General features: G+C 55.6%; 17 protein-coding genes. 8 read left to right on the forward strand and 9 right to left on the reverse strand.

Annotation, left to right across the window (positions count from 1 at the left end):
• Positions 1-47 precede the first annotated feature (47 nt).
• Complete coding sequence (locus RSAL33209_RS08900; protein ID WP_012245416.1) at positions 48-788, reverse strand: FadR/GntR family transcriptional regulator; 741 nt, start codon at positions 786-788, stop codon at positions 48-50.
• A gap of 104 nt (positions 789-892) precedes the next feature.
• On the opposite strand from RSAL33209_RS08900, the gene RSAL33209_RS08905 reads away from it, so the two are divergent.
• The gene (locus tag RSAL33209_RS08905; RefSeq protein WP_012245417.1) at positions 893-2,317 is read left to right on the forward strand and encodes a GntT/GntP/DsdX family permease; all 1,425 of its coding nucleotides are present in this window, start codon (positions 893-895) and stop codon (positions 2,315-2,317) included.
• The gene (locus RSAL33209_RS08910) at positions 2,314-2,838 is read left to right on the forward strand and encodes a gluconokinase (RefSeq protein ID WP_012245418.1); all 525 of its coding nucleotides are present in this window, start codon (positions 2,314-2,316) and stop codon (positions 2,836-2,838) included. Before RSAL33209_RS08905 ends, RSAL33209_RS08910 begins: the two co-directional genes overlap by 4 nt.
• Before the next feature lie 5 nt (positions 2,839-2,843).
• Here the strand turns inward: RSAL33209_RS08910 and RSAL33209_RS08915 are convergent, their stop codons facing one another.
• The gene (locus RSAL33209_RS08915; protein ID WP_145962064.1) at positions 2,844-3,239 is read right to left on the reverse strand and encodes a hypothetical protein; all 396 of its coding nucleotides are present in this window, start codon (positions 3,237-3,239) and stop codon (positions 2,844-2,846) included.
• A gap of 82 nt (positions 3,240-3,321) precedes the next feature.
• On the opposite strand from RSAL33209_RS08915, the gene RSAL33209_RS08920 reads away from it, so the two are divergent.
• Positions 3,322-3,963, forward strand: a complete 642-nt coding sequence (locus RSAL33209_RS08920; RefSeq protein ID WP_012245420.1) for a peptide deformylase — start codon at positions 3,322-3,324, stop codon at positions 3,961-3,963.
• Between the two features lie 12 nt (positions 3,964-3,975).
• Here the strand turns inward: RSAL33209_RS08920 and RSAL33209_RS08925 are convergent, their stop codons facing one another.
• Positions 3,976-6,009, reverse strand: a complete 2,034-nt coding sequence (locus RSAL33209_RS08925) for a S9 family peptidase (protein WP_012245421.1) — start codon at positions 6,007-6,009, stop codon at positions 3,976-3,978.
• Between the two features lie 55 nt (positions 6,010-6,064).
• Between RSAL33209_RS08925 and RSAL33209_RS08930 the strand changes: the two genes are divergently transcribed.
• Entirely contained in the window at positions 6,065-6,967 is a 903-nt protein-coding gene (locus RSAL33209_RS08930) for a methyltransferase domain-containing protein (protein WP_012245422.1), read from the forward strand.
• On the opposite strand, the gene yczE is transcribed toward RSAL33209_RS08930, so the two are convergent.
• Positions 6,915-7,604 carry a membrane protein YczE gene (gene yczE / locus RSAL33209_RS08935; protein ID WP_049758942.1) on the reverse strand — a complete coding sequence of 230 codons (690 nt, stop codon included), beginning with the start codon at positions 7,602-7,604 and terminating at the stop codon, positions 6,915-6,917. The genes RSAL33209_RS08930 and yczE overlap by 53 nt on opposite strands.
• A gap of 177 nt (positions 7,605-7,781) precedes the next feature.
• Here yczE and yczR point away from each other — a divergent pair, with 177 nt between their 5' ends.
• The 4 genes from yczR (at position 7,782) to RSAL33209_RS08955 (ending at position 11,411) form a co-directional block, all read left to right on the forward strand.
• Positions 7,782-9,191, forward strand: a complete 1,410-nt coding sequence (gene yczR / locus RSAL33209_RS08940) for a MocR-like transcription factor YczR (RefSeq protein WP_012245423.1) — start codon at positions 7,782-7,784, stop codon at positions 9,189-9,191.
• A gap of 124 nt (positions 9,192-9,315) precedes the next feature.
• A complete protein-coding gene (locus RSAL33209_RS08945) occupies positions 9,316-9,816 on the forward strand; it encodes an NfeD family protein (RefSeq protein ID WP_012245424.1) in 501 nt (166 codons plus the stop codon).
• Positions 9,817-9,875: 59 nt separating this feature from the next.
• Complete coding sequence (locus tag RSAL33209_RS08950; protein WP_012245425.1) at positions 9,876-10,859, forward strand: SPFH domain-containing protein; 984 nt, start codon at positions 9,876-9,878, stop codon at positions 10,857-10,859.
• 207 nt (positions 10,860-11,066) lie between these two features.
• Positions 11,067-11,411, forward strand: a complete 345-nt coding sequence (locus RSAL33209_RS08955; RefSeq protein WP_041684625.1) for an RNA polymerase-binding protein RbpA — start codon at positions 11,067-11,069, stop codon at positions 11,409-11,411.
• A gap of 103 nt (positions 11,412-11,514) precedes the next feature.
• Here the strand turns inward: RSAL33209_RS08955 and RSAL33209_RS08960 are convergent, their stop codons facing one another.
• From RSAL33209_RS08960 to tatA, 5 genes are all read right to left on the reverse strand, one after another.
• The gene (locus RSAL33209_RS08960; protein ID WP_012245427.1) at positions 11,515-12,246 is read right to left on the reverse strand and encodes a polyprenol monophosphomannose synthase; all 732 of its coding nucleotides are present in this window, start codon (positions 12,244-12,246) and stop codon (positions 11,515-11,517) included.
• 431 nt (positions 12,247-12,677) lie between these two features.
• The gene (locus RSAL33209_RS08965; RefSeq protein WP_012245428.1) at positions 12,678-14,324 is read right to left on the reverse strand and encodes an amidohydrolase; all 1,647 of its coding nucleotides are present in this window, start codon (positions 14,322-14,324) and stop codon (positions 12,678-12,680) included.
• 53 nt (positions 14,325-14,377) lie between these two features.
• Positions 14,378-17,242, reverse strand: a complete 2,865-nt coding sequence (locus RSAL33209_RS08970) for a DEAD/DEAH box helicase (RefSeq protein WP_012245429.1) — start codon at positions 17,240-17,242, stop codon at positions 14,378-14,380.
• 36 nt (positions 17,243-17,278) lie between these two features.
• Complete coding sequence (tatC, locus tag RSAL33209_RS08975) at positions 17,279-18,073, reverse strand: twin-arginine translocase subunit TatC (protein ID WP_041684626.1); 795 nt, start codon at positions 18,071-18,073, stop codon at positions 17,279-17,281.
• A 56-nt stretch (positions 18,074-18,129) separates the two neighbouring features.
• A complete protein-coding gene (gene tatA, locus RSAL33209_RS08980) occupies positions 18,130-18,408 on the reverse strand; it encodes a Sec-independent protein translocase subunit TatA (RefSeq protein ID WP_012245431.1) in 279 nt (92 codons plus the stop codon).
• Positions 18,409-18,423 lie beyond the last annotated feature (15 nt).

Raw genomic sequence — 18,423 nt, forward strand, 5'->3', positions numbered from 1 at the left:
AGGCTTTTGGCCGAAGCATACGGGGACCACGGCCAGCCTCCATGATGCTATCCGTTCGATGCATCTGCGGCCAACACCGCGTCGTTCTCCGCGGTCAGAGTTATCCGCATTTCCTCCGCAGCCAAAAGCACGATATTGCGCATCAGCTCTTCGGCTTCAGTGCCAGCGCCGCGCTGAATGGCATCGGCCACGCCAAGGTGCCAATGTCGCGCCTTTGATTGCGGACGTTCCGGCATCAAACCGTGCGCTGTCCTGCCACTGAGCACTTCGCCAACTGCTTCGTGCAAATGGGCGAACATTTCATTGCAAGAAGCACGCAAAATCAGGGCGTGAAACTCGATATCTGCTGCGAGAAATGTTTCCAGATCCCCCGCATTGCCTGCGGCGAGTAATTCACCGGCAAGAACCATGAGGCGTTGGCCCTCCAGCAATGAAATTCGCTCGGCCGCAAACTTTGCTGCTAGCGGTTCGATACCTAATCTGAGCTCGGTAATCGAAAGTAGCTGCTGTCCACGATCAGCTCCGGCCAGCCGCCAATGGATCACCCGGCGGTCGAAAACATTCCACGCTTGAGAAGGCTCAATCACCACGCCGACGTTTCTACGCGATGAGACCATGCCAAGCGCCTGCAGAACACGGGTGCCCTCACGGGCGACCGATCGGGTACACCCGTAGCGTGTTTGCAAGTCCTCCGTTCGAAGAACCTGCCCCGCGGAAAGCTTTCGGTCAACTACGTCTTGGCCGAACTCATCAACAAAGTCGAGATGCCCGCGTCGAAGTTTGGTCATAGTCCCAGCTTAGATCAGTCTTTCTTAGGTCAAAGATTGAATAAAGCATACTTTCTAGATAACCTGGCAGCCGAATATCCAACCAGCCAGGACAACGAGGTTCCATGCTTCCCCTGAATGCATCGGCAGCACTTCCTGCTGCCGTCACCCAACCATGGAATGACCACGACACGCTCTTGGTCGTCGTCGCAGTTATCGCAATTGCCTTAATCGTGGTGTTGATCGCCAAATTCAAAATGCATCCGTTCCTGGCCTTAACACTCGGTGCTGCCGCAGCCGGGCTTGGCTCAGGGGTGGAATTGGGCAAGGTCATCACCAATTACGAGGCCGGGGTAGGTTCCGTGCTTCAAGAAGTAGGTTTGCTGATTAGCCTGGGCGCCATGCTAGGCAAATTGATGGCCGACTCCGGCGGCGCTAACAAGGTAGTCGACACCCTATTAGCCAAGGTCTCTGGAGCTAAGGTTCCCTGGATGATGGCGCTTGTCGCTGTCATCATCGGATTGCCGATGTTCTTTGAAATTGGGCTTGTTTTGCTCCTGCCGGTAATCGTCTTGGTAGCACAACGCTCCGGCAGCAAGCTGATGCGAATTGCGATTCCAGCGCTTGCTGGCCTGTCCGTCTTGCATGGTTTAGTCCCACCGCATCCCAGACCGCTGATCGCGATTCAAGCAGTCGGTGCACCGTTAGGGCTGACCTTAATCTTCGGAATCATCGTCGCCATTCCAACCGTGATTCTTTGCGGGCCCTTGTTCTCGCAGCTAGCCGCTCGTTGGGTTCCAGCGAGCGCGCCGGCAAAAGCCGGCGGGATTGACACTAGCGCCCGAGCCGGCGTTGATCCTGAGGTGAAACGGTCGCCAAGCTTCGCCGTCACCGTGTTGACGATAGTTTTCCCCGTGGTCTTAATGCTGCTCAAAGCGATAGTGGATATTCTCAGCCCGGATGCCGGGAATCCCAGTACTATTCGAACTGTCTTTGACTTCATCGGCGAGCCGTTAGTGGCAATGACGCTCGCTGTCCTGCTGGCTATGGTGACCTTTGGCTACGCCGTCGGACTTTCTGGTGCGGCACTCGGAAAGAAAATCGGCCAAAGTTTGGCACCAATAGCTGCTGTGATTTTAATCGTGGGTGCGGGCGGCGGCTTCAAGCAGCCGCTGATCGGTGCCGGCGTTGGTGATTCAGTGGCCAAATGCGCTCAATCAGCAAAGCTTTCAGTCCTCGTCTTAGGCTTCCTCATCGCAGTGGCCCTGCGATTAGCCACCGGTTCAGCGACGGTGGCCACGATTACCTCGGCTGGGATTGTCGCCCCACTTGCTACGGCGCTCTCGCCCGGTCAGGCGGCTCTGCTCGCGCTAGCTATCGGTGCCGGATCGCTGTTCTTGTCCCATGTGAACGACGCCGGCTTCTGGCTAGTCAAGGAGCTTTTCGGCTTAACAGTGGGACAAACTTTCAAGACTTTGTCAGTCATGGAGACGCTGATTTCCGTAGTGGGATTCGGCTTCGTGATGTTAACTTCTACGGTGGTGACATGAGCGCGCAGCCAATTGTTGTGGTGATGGGGGTATCTGGCTCCGGTAAATCAACGGTTGCCGCGTTGTTAGCTGGCCGACTGGGCTGGGACTACTTGGAAGGCGACGATCTTCATCCAGCGGAGAACGTCGCCAAGATGTCAGCTGGCATTGCGCTCCAAGATGAAGATCGCTTGCCCTGGCTAGAGAAAATAGCGCTTTGGATCGCCGAGCATGAGGCCTCGGGCCGGCCTGCGGTGGTCACCTGCTCCGCGCTGAAGAAGTCTTACCGGCAAAGACTCATCTCGCAAAGCACGAAGCCGTCAGCCACGATCTTTGTCAATCTCAGCGGCAGTCGAGAAGAAATCTCAAAGCGACTCTCCGCCAGGCACGGACATTTCATGCCAACTGCGTTACTCGATTCACAATTTTCTGCATTAGAAATCCCGAGCGATGACGAAAATTCGATCACGGTCAATATCAGTCACTCACCAGCTGATGAAGCGGCGGAGATTGTTCAACGGCTGCGGCTCAAGGCAGATTGAGCTGTTTAGCTAGAGACATCCCACGGTTCGACCACGCCGCCATTCCAGGCCAAAACAAGGAAGCCGTTGCAAGCATCTTGCAAGGCTCCTTGAAGTTCCATCATGGTGTTGATCTCATCAAGCGCAGCTGGCAAATCAGCCACTTCAACTAAGAACCTCGTGTCACAAGCAGCCAAAGCAGCAATGCCAGAGTCCTCGGCCGCAATTCTTGCCTGATCTGCGGCTTGCGCGGATTCATCCAGCCAAACTTGAAAGCTCAGCCCCTCCGCGACGACGGAAAACGATTCATCGCCGACTTCGGCCGTACTGAGGTCGTGAATCGCAAGCGCCTCCCGCGCGTCGACAATACCGGCAGCCCCGCGCCGAAAATATACGAAAAATCGATTGTCTGAGATCTTCACCACAGCCTCAGCATAATGCGACTCCCCCGGTTCAAAACAAGTCCGACATCAACTGTCGCTTCTGGCCACCTAGACTGGATGGATGCCTGATGCTTCCCAGCACGATGTGCGAGCCCAAATCCTGACCATGTTGGAGCAAGCGGCAAATGGTTCGCTGCCGGAAATTGTCCAAGCGGGTCACCCTACGCTTCGAGCGCCCGCACAGCCTTGGAATGGTCAACTTGGCGCGTCAGAGCTCGAACAATTTGTGGAGCTGATGCGCCGCTGTATGCACGCTGCACCCGGATTTGGCTTGGCCGCGCCGCAACTAGGCGTCTCGCTCCAGCTCGCCGTGCTTGAAGATGGGCACCAGGTAGATTCTGAAATCGCCAGCATCAGAGAACGCAGCAATTTGCCATTTTTTGCCATGCTCAATCCCCGTTACCAGCCCTTGAACAGCATACTGGTGGGATTTTACGAAGGCTGCCTCTCGATGTCTGGCTGGCAGGCCGTCGTGTATCGACATCATGCGATTCAGCTGACGTACACAACGGTCGACGGCGAATTGGTCCAACGTGAGTTGGCTGGTTGGCCTGCCCGGATCGTCCAGCATGAGACCGATCATTTGGCTGGAATGCTGTATCTAGACAAGGCGAAGACCCGTTCTCTGACCAACAATGCCGAATACAGCTCGCGCTGGGCGCAACCCGGAATCGAGTTGGCCCAGCGCGAATTGAACTTCTAACGAATTACGCCCTTATGAGTTTTTCGCGGTCGGCAAATATTTAGCCCACCAACGCAGGATGTGCTCAAAGCGTTGTTTCCGGTGATGCGGAAGCCCCGAGCGAGACAGCTCATGGCTTTCACCCGAGAAAATCAATAATTCGGTCTCAATGCCACGTCGTTTTAATTCCACGAAGTAGCGTTGTCCCTGCTCAATGGGGCAACGCCAGTCTTCTTCGGAATGAATGACCAACGCTGGCGTGCGTACTTTATCGATCTGCGCCATGGGCGATTGGGCCGCGATCTTTTCTGGATCGATTCCGTTGTATTCATCTGGAAACATCCAGCCAATGTCTGAGGAACCAACAAAGCTCACTGGGTCGAGGAAGCCTCGCTCAACAATAGCGGCCTTGAAACGGTGATCTTGGCTAATGGTCCACGCCGTCAAATAGCCGCCGTATGATCCGCCCATGACGCCAAGGCGCTCCGCATCTAATTGCGAATAAGTTGCCAAGCTGCCTTCCAGGAAACCAAGCACGTCATCTAAGTCAACGGTGCCGAAAGCCTCTTTGACGGCCCGGCCATGCTCGTAGCCATAGCTACCGGAGCCACGCGGATTACACATCACCACCGCGTAGCCAGCGTCTGCATAAACCTGAACTTCGTCAAAGATGCCCCAACCATACTGAGCGAAGGGCCCACCATGGATGTTCAAAAGCACCGGATGCGGGCCGTCACCTTCGGGTAGCAATACCCAACCGTGTACTGGGTAACCGTCTTTAGACTCGAAAACGTGTTCTTGGGCGGCAATGACGCCTGCTTCCTTTCGGAACTCGGCGGAGAAATCGCTCAGGCTGCGCACTACGCCATCAGTTTCTATGACCGCGAGATCGCCGAAGCTCTGCCCGTTGGTAAAGCTCACTACGGTGCTGCCATTTTGTTGAGCGGCAGCGGACACCACGGACTGGTTATCCAGCAATAGTGCCGCAGTGCCATCAGCTTTGATTTGCCAGAGTCGCTCGGCACCTCGATGCCGTTCAATCGCCAGCACGCTGTCGGCTCCGGAACGCGTTAGTGGAGCTGAATCGCCAAAATCTTGCTCACGATCATCAGTGAGCCGCGTCCAATCCGAGCTGCCGTCGAGCGCACGAACATAGACCCCACCCTGAACACCAACAAAGTCTTTACCTTCGCTACCGGTCTCCGATCCCAGGGCAAATAGCCAACGCCCATCCGCTGACTCGATTGAACCGTAAAAGGATAGACCCGGCTGGGATACGCGTTCCAGCTGCTTCGGCTGATCGCCCCCAACGGGCAGCTGCCAAAGCTCAGTAAGCAAGTCGACTGAATCCAGCGGTTCTGCGAGGTAATAGATACTCAGGCCGTCCGCGCTGAATCTCGGATTGCTGTGTTCAGCAGCGTCTTTCGTGAGCTGGACAGCTTCCGGAACTGCTTTGAACGATTTGCCCCCTTCGGCTTGCTTCTTTGCCCGCCCCTGCGGTTCTACGAGCGGTTCAGCATCCACCGAAGGAACGTCTACGGTGAAAATCTGGCTCAATTGGTCCTGGGTGAATCCAGCGCCATTCATCCGGTATTTATATGAGGTAATCAAACGCGGGTCCTCAGCGCTGGCACCGACGCCGTCAATAGTGCCATATCGACCCTCTTCGGGCACTGCCGCGGCGAAAACAATTTGATTGCCACCCGGAGACCAGCTGAACTCATTAACACTGAGTTTGCGGTCTGTAATCGTTTGCGGTTCGCCACCACGTGCGTCCACTATATGAATTTGTCCAGCCTTTCCGGGCGCTGAACGCATAAATGCCAGAACTGCGCCGTCCGGCGAGTACTGCGGTGCCGAGTCACGGAATCCGCGAGTGAAACGACGTGGGCTGCTGGAGTCATCGGTACTGAATTGCCAGAGTTGGCCAACATAGCTGTCGGCATCAAAATCAGCCCGAGAAACGGCGACGATGGCGGTGACGCCTTCGGGGTGCAAGGTAGGAGCGGAAACAGTGCGAATGAGTGGAAGATGAGATGGTTTCACGCTATGTGAGCCTAGTCTCATTCACACAGTGCGTCGAGCGGAATCCCTGCGGATGCTTCCGGCCTAGGATTGACAGATGACCCAGCGAGAGATTTCTTCGGCAGCATTTCAGATGTTGTTATGTCCGGTGTGTGCAGAATCATTTGAACTCAGCACCGATGGCACCCTGGGCGTGCTCTGTTCGTCCGGACACCGTTATGACTTTGCCCGGTACGGCTACCTGAATATGCTGACTGGCACTCGCTCCAAGGCAACGCCAGACACTTCAGCGATGGCAAACGCTCGAAGCAATTTTCTTGATGCCGGGCATTTTGCTGCGCTAACTCAGCAGATTTCGGCGTCATTCGCTGACTACGCACCGGCACTACGTACCGACTCGGTGATTGTCGACGCCGGCTGTGGTACCGGACACTATCTTGCTAGCCTGCTCAGCGGGCCAGCTCGCGACCGAGCCGCAATTGGGCTTGACCTCTCGGTCGAGGCGCTGCGCACCGCGGTCAAGGCCAATCCCCAGATGCTGGCTCTAGTCTGGGACCTATGGCGCCCACTGCCGTTGGCCGCTCGAAGCGCAGATGTGGTCCTTGTTGTTTTTGCGCCGAGAAACTTTGCTGAATTTCAACGGATTTTGCGCACCGACGGCGTATTAATTGTCGCTACTCCGCTGCCAGATCACCTAGCAGGGTTGCCACAAATTGTCGGCAAAATTGGTCAACAGCCAGATAAGCATGAGGCGTTACTTTCCGCCACCGCAGAATATTTTGATCTAGTCACCGAGCACGAGATTCACGCTAAGGCAAATTTGAGCCAATCAGAGCTGCATCAGCTACTTTTGATGGGACCAAATGGTCATCACCTCACCGAAGAAGCCCTAGCCTCCCTGACCGAGGATAGCTACCAAGTGCAGTTTGGGTTCCGCGTTTCAGTTTTTAAACCGATTCGCAGTTCACCGACGACGTCGGCGGTAGCTTTTCATCGCTAACCGACTTAGCTTTCCGCCAGGCTGGCTGCGGCGCGTGCAAGTCAACTTTGAGCAGTCTCAGTGCACATTGTGTGATTGGACCAATACCCAAGGCAAACGCCAAGGTGCCAAAACCAACGACGCCACCCAAGAAGAATCCGATCACCACCACTACAACCTCGATCCCGGTGCGAATCATCCAGACCGGGCGCCCAGTGCGACGGACCAAACCAGTCATCAGCCCGTCACGTGGTCCCGGCCCTAACCGCGCACCAACATAAAGCGCTGTTGCGAAAGCCAGCAATACCAATCCAGCCAAAAACATCAAGCACTGCTGCCAGAGTTCGCTCGGTTGATGAAGAATCGACAAGCTCGCATCAGCGAAAATGCCGATGCATAAGGCGTTTGCTAGCGTGCCAAATCCTGGCGGCTGCCGCAGCGGGATCCAGAGCAGCAGCACTGCTGCCGAAATGATGATTGTGCAGAGCCCGAAGGACAAGCCAGTCGTTCTGGAAAGCCCCTGACCAAATACATCCCACGGTGAAGCGCCAAGATTTGCCCGGATCATCAGTCCGATCGCAAAACCGTAGGCCAGAAGACCGAGAAAAATCCGAAGTAACCGGACCGGCACATTGACTGTAGTGAGAAAATTATTCATTCAGGCTTCGTTTCATCTGATCTTGCACATTGTCGCGTTGTGTCATGGAAGTGGACGGCATTTAATAACCACTCAACCTTCCATAACCAAGCTTCCGCATAATTGGACTGTGGCAAAAGAGCCAATTTTCGCTATTTGGGCTGATAAATTGCAGTCCAGACCACCTAAAGTTGACTTATGAACCAGATTGTTTCCGCTCGAAGGTTGGCACGCGAGCTTGGTGAATGGCGTTCGCATCGGGCCGCTTACCTTTCGTTAGCAGACCGGATTCGGGTCATGCTCATCGACGGGCGTCTAACTAGCGGATCTCGACTACCGGCAGAACGCGAGCTCAGCGCTGCCTTACAGATCTCCCGAACCACCGTGGCAGCGGCCTATGCACAACTGCGCGAAGATAGTTATTTGCGCAGCATTCGCGGATCTGGCTCCACTTTGGCTTTGCCCGGTGGCATGCGTGGCACCCCCTCTGGCCCGCAGGAAATGGCCCTCGACTTCAGTAAAGCCGCCGCGGCCACTTATCCGGGGCTTCCTGCCGCCTATCAATTCGCCGTGGAGCAGCTGCCAAATTACTTGGGCCACCACGGATTCGACATGCAGGGCTTACCCGAACTCCGGGCCGCCGTCGCCGATCACTACGGACAACGTGGCTTGCCCACCACTCCCGATCAAATCTTGATCACGCTAGGCGCTCAGCACGCCCTGAGCCTGCTCACGCATACTATCTATTCACCCGGTGAGCGAATCTTGATCGAGCATCCTACCTACCCGCACGCCATCGACACCTTTGCCGGAGCTGGCGCCCGGTTGCTCGCAATGCCAGTCAGTTCCAGCGAAGGTTGGGATATTGCCGAGGGCCAAATGCTGATTCGGCGGGCTGCGCCCAGCATGGCCTTTTTAATGCCAGATTTTCAGAATCCAACGGGCGCAAGCATGAGCGCCGAAGATCGTGAGCGACTTGCTCGACTCGCGCAGCGCGAGGGCACGGTGCTTATTGCCGACGAGACCACAGCACTTCTCGATATTGACCGTGGCGAATTACCACCATTGGCGGCGTTCTCCGGCAGTGTGGTGACCATTGGCTCGTTAGGAAAGCTCGCGTGGGGCGGGATGCGCATTGGCTGGATAAGAGGACCCCGAGATCTGCTAGCCAAAGTGCACAGAGCAAGACCCGCCTTCGACCTAGGCACACCAATGTTGGAACAGCTGGCCTCAATCGCGCTCCTGCGAGAAGCCGATTTGATGATTGCAAACCGTTCTAGAAACCTCAGATCCGGACGCGATTTCCTGGTCGAGGAGCTAGCCAGTCATTTCCCGCAGTGGAAGGTAGAACTACCCAACGGGGGTATGTCGCTTTGGATCAACACTGGAGAAATGTCTTCTTCGGCGCTTGCCCTTGCCTCTAGGTCCGAAGGGCTAGCTTTGGTGCCCGGTCCAAGATTCGGTCTGGAAGGTGCTTTTGAGCGCTATTTGCGACTACCTTTCACTTATCCACAAGACGATATGCGTGATGGCATTCGCGCTTTGCTGAAAGCTTCACGCAGTGTTGGTGCAGCGCCGGCCAGAATGCCATTACAAGCAGTGATCTAGTGGATTGTTTCAATAACATCTCAGCTTGGAGATAATCAGCGAATGCCCTGTGCGCTGGATTAGCCTCGTAGTAGGCTGAACTGATAGTCCTACCGGGCACCAGTACCCAAAACAGGGGGATCAGATGTTTGAATGGTTGTTTGAAAATGGCTGGGCGCTTTGGCTCATCATCTTCTTGGCTCTCGCCGTGATTGAGATGCTCACGCTAGACCTATTCTTCATTTTGATGTCCGTTGGCGCGCTGGCTGCCGTTGTTGCAGACCTATTAGGTGCTCCGCTTTGGCTGCAAGTAATTATCTTCTGCATCGTCGCTCTGGCGATGATCCTCTTCGTTCGACCGATCGCATTGCGTCATCTGCATAAGGGTCCCAACGATCTGCGGACAAATGTCGATCGGCTCATTGGTCACGCTGCAGTTGTCATCGAGCCGGTAACGTCCGACGGCGGACGGGTCAAGATTGGCGGCGACATTTGGAGCGCTCGCAGCACCAACGGAGCCGCGCTAGCAATAGGAAATAATGTTGAAGTCACCGCAATTGAAGGCGCAACCGCAATCGTTGTTGCCGCGGCTATCACGCCGCAATCGCCGCACGCCGAATATCCAGGCACTCCAGCCGGCGCTTAGTAGCGACCGCGTACCAGACCAAGCACAATCTCTTAACAACAAAGGGAATAGAGGGCAACATGGGTAGCAACGCCGGAGCTGTAGCACTGACAGTGGTGCTGATAGTTCTGATTCTTTTCGTCGTCATCGTCCTGATTCGGGCGGTACGAATCATCCCGCAGGCTCGGGCTGGTGTGGTGGAACGGCTTGGAAAGTATCAGCGCACACTCAATCCCGGTTTGACGATTCTGATCCCCTTCGTTGACCGGTTGCTGCCACTCTTGGATTTGCGCGAGCAGGTCGTTTCCTTCCCGCCGCAGCCCGTTATTACTGAAGATAACCTTGTGGTTTCGATCGACACCGTGGTCTATTTTCAAGTTACTGATCCGCGCGCCGCAACGTACGAAATTGCGAACTACATTCAGGCCGTTGAGCAGCTAACCACCACTACTTTGCGTAACGTGGTGGGTGGCTTGAATCTTGAAGAAGCGCTGACCAGCCGCGACCAAATCAACGGCCAATTGCGCGGCGTCCTCGACGAGGCAACCGGACGATGGGGTATCCGCGTTTCGCGCGTCGAGCTTAAGGCCATTGACCCGCCTCTTTCGATTCAAGACTCGATGGAAAAGCAAATGCGCGCCGAACGAGACCGTCGTGCCGCAATTTTGACCGCTGAGGGTACCAAGCAGTCACAGATTCTGACCGCTGAAGGTGAGCGTCAATCGGCAATTCTTAAAGCAGAAGGTGACGCGAAGGCCGCGATCTTGCGTGCTGACGGTGAATCGCAAGCAATTCAAAAGGTCTTCGACGCAATTCACAAGGGAAACCCCACCCAGAAACTTTTGGCTTACCAGTATCTGCAGACCTTGCCTAAGCTGGCCGCAGGCTCATCGAATAAGTTGTGGATCATTCCTTCTGAAGTTGGCGAAGCGCTCAAGGGAATCGGTAGCGTCCTCGGCAAAGTCAGCCCCGAAGGCTCTTCCGACTCTGACGATGTAGACCCGTTCGGCGCGGCGCCGTCGACCGGACCAACCAATTCGGGCCAGGGCAATCACAGCGCTTGAGGTTTATCGCATTCATATCTAGAGGTAAGAAACGGTGCATGTACTGCCAGCTGGCGGAGCATGCGCCGTTTCTTCGCTTAGTTCGGTCTCAGCCAGGTATAATAAAAATCTTGCCTACATCGTTCCTGATAGACCGCATCAGGGAACACAACTCGCTTTCAAAGCGTTGAAGACGAGGCAAGGATTGTGAAGCATGAGGGAGATAAAATGAGTGATCGCAGTTTGCGTGGTATGCGACTAGGCGCACAAAGCATGGAGACGGAGTCTGGCGTTGAGCCGGCACCGCGCCAACGCGTCGAGTACCGTTGCGAAGACGGCAAACAGGTTTTCGTCACCTTTGCTGCCGAAGCCGAAATTCCACCGGTCTGGGTTTCAAAGACCGGGAAAGAAGCGATTTTAGTTAACGGCGAAAAGCCTGTTGGCTCCAACGAGAAGGCAGTTCGTACGCACTGGGATATGCTCCTTGAGCGTCGCACGGTGCCCGAACTGGAACAGATCCTCAACGACCGTTTGAAGAATCTGCGTGCCAAGCGTGGCGAGAAAGTTAGCTAGCAGCAGCACATAGCTAGCAAGAAAGGGGCGGGAACCATGAGGTTCCCGCCCCTTTCTTGGCATTTGCTGAGTTGTTGAGAGCCGCAGCAGGTGCTTGCCGCGACTACGCTTTTTTGCCGAAAAGCTTGCGCCAAAGCGCGCTCAGGCCCCATCTGGTGACGTTCACAACTGCCTCAGAGAAAATGTTTCCGCTCATCTTCGAAGCGCCGAATTCACGCTCAACGAAAGTGATCGGAACTTCAACAATTTTCAAACCAAGCTGCGCCGAGCGCCAGAGCATATCAACCTGAAATCCGTAGCCGACGGAGTCAACTTTATTGAGGTCGATTGCTTCCAAAGTGCTTTTTCGGAATGCGCGGTACCCGCCGGTGATGTCGCGGTACCTCACCCCGAGCAAAATCCGCGAATAGAGGCTGCCACCGCGAGAAATTAGCTTCCGGTGCAATGGCCAATTGACCACCTCGCCACCCGGTATCCAACGCGAGCCGAGCACCAGATCGGCACCCTGCTCGATCGCGTCCAGGAGCAACGGCAGCTGTTCCGGCTGATGTGAGCCATCGGCGTCCATTTCAACGAGGACGTCATAGCCAGCGGCCATCCCCCAATTGAATCCGGCGATGTAAGCTGCGCCCAGCCCTTCCTTGCCTTTGCGATGCAGAACTTTGACCTGAGCATCTTCCGCCGCGAATTTGTCCGCCAGCGCACCGGTTCCGTCCGGACTATTGTCATCGGCAATCAGCACATCCACTGTGGGGGCAGCTTTGCGAAGCCTCGTCAGGGTTTTCGGCAGAGATTCCAACTCGTTGTAAGTCGGGATAATAGTCAGGACGCGCACGCAATGGCCTTTCGTAGCTCAGTTGGCACCGAGAATCCATTATACGGGCATAGAAATGGGTAGGCTCACGCGCCTTCGGGCCAATTTCGATGCCGCCGTCGTGGTGCATCCAAACTGTTTTCTACTGACGCGTGAACCTACCCGTTACAAGAGCTATTGGGACGCAGTACCCCACGGAGATCGATTGGAACTGAATCCAAAACCACCCACGTGCTCGTCTCGCAATAGCCAGGTCTTTCCCAACTGATTTGCAAAGAAACCCGTTGAGCTAAAATCCTACGTCTTGAGCGCCAGCTGTCAATATCCGTTTGACCTGCGCCGATGCTTGTTTGCCCAGGTGAGAACGGGGAAAATTTATGCCAAACTTCTGAATGTTTTTTCGTATTTTTGCGTGTCCCGGCGTGTCGAACCAACCAAGCACGCAACAACACTCAATTTTCAGAGTCCGGCGTAATATCCATGACCGTGTGTAAGGTGTTCCCTCGATGCACGGTTGCCAGGCAGTGAGGCGCGTTTTCAGTATCTAACGCTGGCAAAAGTGGAGTTCGAGAACGCGGATCTGTACTCCAAGATTGCACTCGTTCATCTGCTACTTGCACCATCAATTCATCAACTTCCCAAATAGCGAAGCTCGCGGCCGCGCCAGGAACCAATTGGCCCATCATGGGGTCAGCATCCCGAGCCGCCCGCCAACCAGCTCGGCTATGCGCCAAAAACGCTGCCCGCGCAGAAATTCGTTGTGCCGGTTGATGATGCGCCAGACATGCTCGCACCGAAGCCCAAGGATCCATAGCGGTAACTGGGGCGTCTGAGCCGAGGCAAACTGGAACGCCGGCAGAAAACATTGACGCGACGGCGTTCATAACATCGGCCCGGTCCGTGCCCAGTCTGCGCTGATACAAACCGTCTGGGCCGCCCCAGAGCGCATCGAACGAAGCCTGCATACTCACAGTCACCGAATACTCAGCTAACGCTGCAATGGCCTCTGCATCGGCCATCTCCGCATGTTCTAGGCGATGGCCGGCGGCTCGGACAGCCGGTGCACCAACTAGTTCGGCGGCTTTTCGCAGCCCGGCGACGGCAAGATCCATTCCGGCGTCACCAATCACGTGGAATCCGCCTTGAATACCAAGCTCGCTGCAAGCTGCCAAATGGTTCGCAATCTGATCCACGCTCAGGTACCCGCTGCCGCGGTGCCCTGATTGATCTGTGTAAGGCTCGCGCAGCAAAGCTGTCCTGGAGCCAATTGAACCGTCAATATTGAGATCACCGGCGAACCCTCGAGGATCAATTCCGACGTCGGCCAGCTGGGCCAAAAGCGCCCGGCTTTCTGCTACCGAGCCAATGAGCTGAGCCCAGTACGGCAAGACTTCGGCGAAGCTAGTGTCAGTTCTCGATCGCTGCATCAAGGTAGATAGGTCTAGCAGGGCATGGGAGTCCGGAATGGCCATCTCTGCCACCGCGACGTGTCCAGTAGCGGCAGCGGCGCGTAGCGCAGCTTCTTGATACTGTTTCCGAGCGCGCTCGTCTACGTTGCGCGCAGCATCGCCAGCTAAACGATGGGCTGCCCGGACCACCACGCCTTGGCCTTGCCAGCCGTCCAATTCGGGCAGACGCAGCCGAGCCGCGAGGGATGTGGAAACCACCGCTGAATGGACGTCCACTCTGGCTAGATAGACCTCTCTGTTCCCGCTCGCCTGATCCAACTCGGTAGCAAGTGGGGCACGGCGTTCTGGCCAACGGCTCTCGTCCCAGCCAAAGCCGAGCAAGATACCTGATGTTCCGCTTTGCGCAGCGTGAGAAACCGCATCGAGGACTTCCACCAGCGATCGAGCCGCACTCAAATCTATTGAAGCCAGCGCGAGTCCGGTCTCAGTCAGGTGAACGTGTGAATCCACAAAACCGGGAGTGATGAGCGCGCCCTGCAAGTCAATAACGCGCATCTTGGCGTCTTGAATCGAGGTCGCGGCATGTTCGCCGCCAACCCAGGCCACGGTGTCACCGTCCACAAGCATCGCCGTAGCTAGCGGATCCGCCGAGCTGTACACCGAGCCGTTGCGGTACAAGGTCCAAGACATGCGTTTATCTCCAAAAACTAATTTCTGATAGTTCGCGGTTCGAATTGAGAGCCCTAGGCGAGCGAGGAATACGCCACAACGCCGCGTCGAACCCGTTCAATTGCCGCTACACAATTAGACCGAATTTCGATTGGCAGTCCCGGTACCGAAGCGAGCTGATCAAGGAGATCAATTACTTGCTTCGTCCAGCGAAAAAAGTCACCGGCAGCCAGATCTGTACCCTCAAGAACTGCCTCCAGGTGCCGCCCTCGAGCCCACTTGAACATCGGCCAAACTAAACCGAGCTCTGGCTCAGAAGTAAGCGGAAGTTTGCTCTGAGATTCCTGATCTTCCAAAGCAGACCATTGCTGAACCACAATGTCGATCGCGGCATCAATACTCGGACTGGGCATCCGCGGCCGCAGGCCTCGTTCTTCGCGTTTTGCTTGATAAACCAAGGCGGAGGCGAAAGCAGCCAGTTCGACGGCGTCCAGATCGGCTAAGGCGCCCTCCCGGATGCACAAGGCGATCAGCAAGTCTTTCTCACCGTAAATACGACGTAACCGCTGCCCGTCTTGGCTTGGACGCAATTCGCCACCAGGCTTCGACTCCAGAAATCCGTAACCTTCCAAGACCGCACAGACCCGGTCGAAGGTTTTCGCGATGGTGCCGGTTCGGCCTTGAATTTTCCTCACTAAGACATCCGTCTCACTGCGCAGTTTCCACCAACGCTCAGACCAGCGGGCGTGCGCTTCACGATCGCTGCAGCTATGGCAGGGATGCCCGCGCAGTTTCCGCCGGAGCAGAGCTATTTTCGCTTCCTGCTCCGCTTGGCGAGTATCGCCAAATACTGGCGGTGCTGTCATGGGGCTCGCGGAAGCTATTGCATGTCTTAGCGCCGCCACAAGATCTTTCCGGTCCTTCGGCTGGCGAACGTCGAACTGCTTCGGAATTCGCAGCGTTTTAATCGGGGTTACTGGTCCGTCTAGATCATGCCTGTTGATCCTTCTGGTCTCTTTTCCTTCGGTCAAAACGGTTGGCCTAGGCTCATGGACCTGAGTGTCGTTGTTCAGCACTACGGCGAACCCTGGCATTCGTCCGGCGCTGATTTCAATCACATCACCCGCGCGTAGCCTGGCTAAGGACTCATCGACGATGCCTCTCCGAGCTCGATTTTGCTGTTTGGAGGCGGCAGTTTCCACATCAGAGAGTTCCCGACGCAGACGAGAATACTCTGCGAAGTCGCCTAGATGGCAGGTCATCGAGTCCTGGTAACCAGCTAGGGCCTCTTCACGGCTACTAACTTGTCGGGCTAATCCAACTACTGAACGGTCTGCTTGGAACTGCGCAAAGGAAGACTCCAAAATCTCGTGCGCTCGACTCCGGCCAAATTGAGCGATTAAGTTGATGCTCATGTTGTAAGTAGGCCGGAAGCTGGAATTCAGCGGATAGGTTCTGCGTAACGCCAAGCCCGCCACAGCGCCGGGGTCGGTACCTGGTTGCCACAAAACGACCGCATGGCCCTCGATGTCAATACCGCGCCGTCCCGCTCGACCGGTCAACTGGGTGTACTCCCCCGCCGAAACGTTGACATGCGCTTCACCGTTGAACTTCTCAAGTTTTTCCAGCACCACCGAACGCGCGGGCATGTTGACCCCAAGCGCTAGTGTTTCCGTGGCGAATACCGCACGGACTAGCCCGTCCGCAAAAAGCGATTCAACTACTTCTTTGAAGGTCGGTAACATTCCCGCGTGGTGGGCCGCTACACCACGGAGCATGCCATCGCGCCAAGACCAGAACCCTAAGACGTCCAGATCATCGCTCGGGATATCTTCGCTAGCCATACCGATCCGGGCAGTGATCTCTTGTCGCTCCGCTTCAGTGGTCAGCATTAAGCCTGCATCTACACATTGGCGAACTGCGGCGTCGCAAACGGCTCGAGAGAAGATGAAGTAGATTGCGGGCAAAAGATCTGCTCGGTCCAATGCCAAAATCACCTGGGCTCGGCTAGCAGCTTTTCCCGGCGACTGTGGCGCATCTTGACGAGCGCTGTTTTTTCGGTTGTTCCATTGTTTTCCGCCGCTTTGCTTTCTCCCTCGCCCATGCGAGAACCTGCCGCGCAACCGATTCTCCGATTCCGTGCGCGCAAGTTGCAGCAATTCAGTGTTGACGGCCGGGACTTCGTTTTTGTCCACTACGGCGAGCTGATCGAAGGAAGTGTCTCCGGCGAAAAGGTCAACGATGTCTTTACCAACCATCACGTGCTGCCACAACGGCACCGGGCGATGCTCGGAGACAATAATGTCGGTTGATCCCCGCACAGTATCTAGCCAAGCCCCGAATTCCTCGGCATTAGATACCGTGGCACTCAGTGAGACGACCTGCACCTCGGAGGGCAGGTGGATAATTACTTCTTCCCAGACTGCCCCGCGGAATCGATCGGCCAAATAGTGGACTTCATCCATGATGACAAAGGCCAGATCATCCAAGGCCTCGGATCCGGCGTACAACATATTGCGCAGCACCTCGGTTGTCATCACGACAATCGAAGCCTCCGGATTTATCGAAGAATCACCGGTGAGCAGCCCGACGTCGGCAGTGCCGTATTTGGCGGAAAGCTCAGAATATTTTTGATTGCTCAGTGCCTTGATCGGCGTGGTATAAAAAGCTTTCAGACCTCTGGATAGCGCAAGGTAGACAGCGAATTCGCCAACGATCGTTTTTCCGGCCCCGGTCGGGGCAGCCACCAATACGCCGCGACCCGACTCTAGAGCGGTGCAGGCATCGGTCTGAAATTGATCTAAGGGGAAGTCGAAAGTCTCCCGAAACGCCGCGAAATCGGTACGAGATTCAGCTTGTCGCTGCCGAGCAGCTTGAAATCGCTCGGCCGGTGATTGGGTACCCGAATCATCGGACCGGGCCGGAGACTGTGAGCGCATGCTTCAAGCCTATGCCCAGTGGGGCGATGCCTCGCTCTAGATGCTGTCTAAGTCGGTCAACGGCGTGGCGGAATCTGCGGTGTCTTCAGTCTCTTGAGCGCGTTTCTCAGCGCGCTTATCGCGTCGTCTGTCTAACAAAACGCAAAGACTCATGGCGCCAAAATAGAGCACCAACAATGGTCCTGCAAGCAAGAACATCGTAAAGGCATCGTTGCCGGGCGCCGCCATCGCGGAAACGATCGTGACGGCCAACACGGTAATTCGCCAGCTTTTGAACATCGTCTTGCCGCGAAGCACGCCAGCCATATTGACGCCAACCAGCACCACCGGGACCAAAAAGGCAATGCCCATGAAGAGCACCAGCTGCATGATGAAGGTGATGTAATCATTGGCCTGTATGAAGTTTGTGCCACCTTCAGGCGTAAAACAGGTTAACGCATAGACGATGTTCGGCATGACGAGCCAACCGCAATACGCCCCCGCCAAAAACAGCGGCACCGCGGCTAACATGTAACCAAAGGTGAAACGCCGCTCTCTGGCGCTCAGCCCAGGCGTAACAAAAGCCCAGATCTGATAGATCCAGATCGGCGAGGAAATTATTGTGCCAAGGAAAAAAGCTGCTTGAACTCGAAGATCAAAGGCGGTAGCGACGCCGGCAAAGTTCACGCCGGCGTCGAAATGCCGTTCCTTAGCCAACCGGACTAGCGGCTCAGAAATTGCCGCGAACAGAGGATCATAAAAGAACCAACCAGCAATAGCGCCAAGTACCAAGCCGAGAGCGGCTTTAATGAGCCGGTTCCGCAGCTCAATGAGGTGTTGTTTGAGGGACATCCGCCCCTCAGGGTTGGATTTATATCCCTTGAAAAGTGCCACGACCTGCCAGATATCTAGGCGGGCGTGTTGCCAGGCGGCGTTGCCGTCCCGGAGGTGGTGCCATTGCCGCTATTCGGATTCACCGGATTCACAACAGTTCCCTCAACCGGAGGCTCAGCAGTTGCAGCGTTCTGGTCTTTGCCATCGTTCTTGGACTCGCGCACCTCAGACTTGATTATGCGGAAGGACTGCCCCAGGCTACGCGCCATTCCGGGAAGCTTCGGAGCGAAGAAGAGCAAGACAATAACTAGCACGATGATGCCGATAACCCACGGCTCTCTTAAAAACCCCACGAAGATTCCTTTCGA

It is taken from the genome of Renibacterium salmoninarum ATCC 33209 (assembly GCF_000018885.1).
Taxonomy (GTDB): domain Bacteria; phylum Actinomycetota; class Actinomycetes; order Actinomycetales; family Micrococcaceae; genus Renibacterium; species Renibacterium salmoninarum.